Raw genomic sequence first — 2744 nt, forward strand, 5'->3', positions numbered from 1 at the left:
AACAGGATGAACAGGATGATGTAGCTCGCCGATACCGCAATCGCCGTGCCCAGCAGCCCCTCGGTGATATAGACCAGATGCGACACGATCTGGCGCGTGGTCGCGAGCACTATGGCCTCGTTGAGATCCGGATACAGCGACAGCTTGGCGTAGAAGGCATAGACCAGAAACGCCGCCGCCAGCGCGGGCAGGCCCCAGCCGGTGACGCGCCGCGCGGCGTCGATGACCAGTCCCAGTGCGGCCAGGCCCACGACCATGTCGACATTGTTGATGCGCCCGGCCGAGACGATCACCCGGTCGGCGGAGAACAGCATGTAGCAGCCGATGGCCACCGCCAGCAGCGCCAGCACGGCCTCGGCCAGCGGCAGCCGGTCGCGCGCGCCCTTCCTGGCGAACGGGTAAATGACGAAGGTCAGCCCGAGTAGCACGTAGAGGTGGATGCTTCGCTGCTTGATGTCGACCAGCGGGCCGGCGAACGAGGTATACAGGTGAAACAGCGCGAGCAGCACGCTCACGGCGATCACGATCTGCATGATCGCCTTCGGCAGGCGATCACGCATTACGCTCTCGCGATCGTATTTCTCCAATGTCTCGCGCGACGCAATCTCCGCTTGCGGGCTCTCGCCGCCCGGCTGGGACACGCTCATAGAATCAGCCCGTTCCTCGTGTATCGATCCAGTTTCCAATCAGGGTCGGCAGCACGCGATACAGCGGCGCGCGCGCATAGGCAAACGTGAGAATGGGCGCCCCGGCGTGCCGACCGAGCGCGTGCCAGGCGCCATCGTAGCGCAGGCTGTAGTTTTCCGCCGCCGCGGCCTGCACGGCCAACGGGTCCACGACCCGGTCGATGCCGCTCATCACCACCCAGCCGTTCTCCAGCGTGGTGCGCTTGCCGGCGTGCGCCGGCACGCCCGCGCCGAAGGTCTTGAAACGGGTACTGATGAGTATGATGCGGTCGTTGTGCAGACGAAAACGTTCGATCCAGTTCTCGTGCTCCACCGAATGGGTCCAGCGCAGTGCGAAAGTCGTCCCGTCGTGCGCGGGATAGACGTAGCGCAGATCACCGTCGTGGCGGATCAGCAGCCAGGATTGCGGCCAAACGAAGACGGCGGCGATCCCCCCGATCACCGCCGTCGCCAGTATCAGGCCCCTGCGTTTGCGGGCCATTACCGCAGTGCGAAGCGGCACCCACTAGCCGGCATCGTCTTCGCCATCGCCGCCGCCCTGCTCGTCGTAGAACGCCTGCGCGCCGTCCGCCACCGGCACCACCAGGTTCCTGTCCATGCTGTCGCGGTCGAACTGCTTGAGCGCGCTGATCGAGACCTTGTCGGTGCCGAGATAGTCGTAGAAACGACGGGCCAGCTCGTGGGCGACATCGTCGTCCATGGAGCCCGGCACGATCAGCAGGTTGCGGATCGACACGGTGTTGACGGCCTGTTCGAGGTCATAGCGCTCGGGCGCGTTGGCCGGGATCTCGTAGCTCTCGTAGTAGGGATACTTCTCGAGCAGCTTGTCGGCGGTATCACCGTCGACGTTGACGAAGTTGACCTCGGTGTTCTGCATCAGCCCGGTGATGCTCGAATTGGGTACGCCCGAGGTAAAGAAGGCGGCGTCGAGGTTGCCGTTGCTCATCTCGGTGACGCTGTCGGCGTAGCCGGTGTGGCTGACCCGTCCCAGATCGTCATAGCTCAGGCCGGCGGATTCCAGCACCTTCTTGGCGCTCTGCTCGACGCCCGAGCCGACCTTGCCCACGCCGATGCGCTTGCCCTTCATGTCGGCGATGGAGTGGATATCGCTGCTCGCGGTGGCCACCACCTGGACGACATTGGGATAGAGCCCGGCGATGGACCGGATGTCCGCCTTGCGCCCGTCGAACTGGTTCTGGCCGTTGATCGCATCGTAAGCCACGTCGCTCATGACGATGGCGATCTGGTTGGTGCCGTCCTCGATATTGTTGATGTTCTGCACCGAGGCACCGGTGGAGACGACCTGCACGTCGCCGATCTTGTCGCTGGCCTCGAACACGCCCTTGAGTGCGCCGCCGATCGGATAATAGGTACCCGAGGTGCCGCCGGTGCCGAAGATCAGGTTGACCGGCTCGCTGCTGGACGACGCCTGCGCCTGATCAGGGGAGTTGTCGGCGGAGCCGCCATTGTTTTCACTGCCGTCGCCGCACCCCGCGAGCAGCAGCGTGGACAGCGCGAACGCCGCGCCGAATGCGAAAACCCGGTTCCCCATGATGGACCTCCTTGTTGGATATTGGCTATGCATGTGCCGGGGCGGGAACGCCGCAACGGCATGATGACGCCCATCAGTAGCAAACCGAGCCGCTGCGGGCAATGCAGCGATGGCGGGACGAGGCTCATGCGGGCACGTCCACCCCGGCCAGACGCCATGTGCCAGCGTCGGCGTTACGACGGTCACCGCGCAGCCCCCACCAGCGTGGTTCCGGACGTGCCGGCCTCCCCTCCTGTACGGCGTAGCGGATACGTACCGGTAAACCCCGCACGTGTCGGGACCTGCCCCGCGGACAACGTGGCGAGAAGACGCGTCCGGTCCGCACACCGGCAGGGCGGAGGCGGAAGACTGAGCACCTGCGGTGCGGCCGGTATTCCGACGCCGGCCGCACCATGAGGGGGGAGAAAGGATTTCGCTCGACGGCGGCGGTCCGGCAGCGGGGGCTACCAACCCGTGACCGACCGGAAACCGGGATCTGCCGTCGGACGCACGTCTAGACCCTGGAC

General features: G+C 65.3%; 2 protein-coding genes and 1 pseudogene. All 3 read right to left on the minus strand.

What is annotated here, in order from left to right:
- Positions 1 to 647: pseudogene (locus G7A99_RS17720) on the minus strand (TRAP transporter permease); the annotation flags it as partial.
- A 4-nt stretch (positions 648 to 651) separates the two neighbouring features.
- The gene (locus G7A99_RS17725) at positions 652 to 1167 is read right to left on the minus strand and encodes a DUF1850 domain-containing protein (protein ID WP_163142654.1); all 516 of its coding nucleotides are present in this window, start codon (positions 1165 to 1167) and stop codon (positions 652 to 654) included.
- Between the two features lie 24 nt (positions 1168 to 1191).
- Complete coding sequence (locus G7A99_RS17730) at positions 1192 to 2238, minus strand: TAXI family TRAP transporter solute-binding subunit (RefSeq protein ID WP_163142657.1); 1047 nt, start codon at positions 2236 to 2238, stop codon at positions 1192 to 1194.
- Positions 2239 to 2744 lie beyond the last annotated feature (506 nt).

It is taken from the genome of Arhodomonas sp. KWT (assembly GCF_010993615.1).

What these genes read in the sequence shown, in the direction of transcription:
- G7A99_RS17725 (WP_163142654.1), bottom strand. Translation starts at nt 1,167, where the DNA reads ATGGCCCGCAAACGCAGGGGCCTGATACTGGCGACGGCGGTGATCGGG.
- G7A99_RS17730 (WP_163142657.1), bottom strand. Translation starts at nt 2,238, where the DNA reads ATGGGGAACCGGGTTTTCGCATTCGGCGCGGCGTTCGCGCTGTCCACG.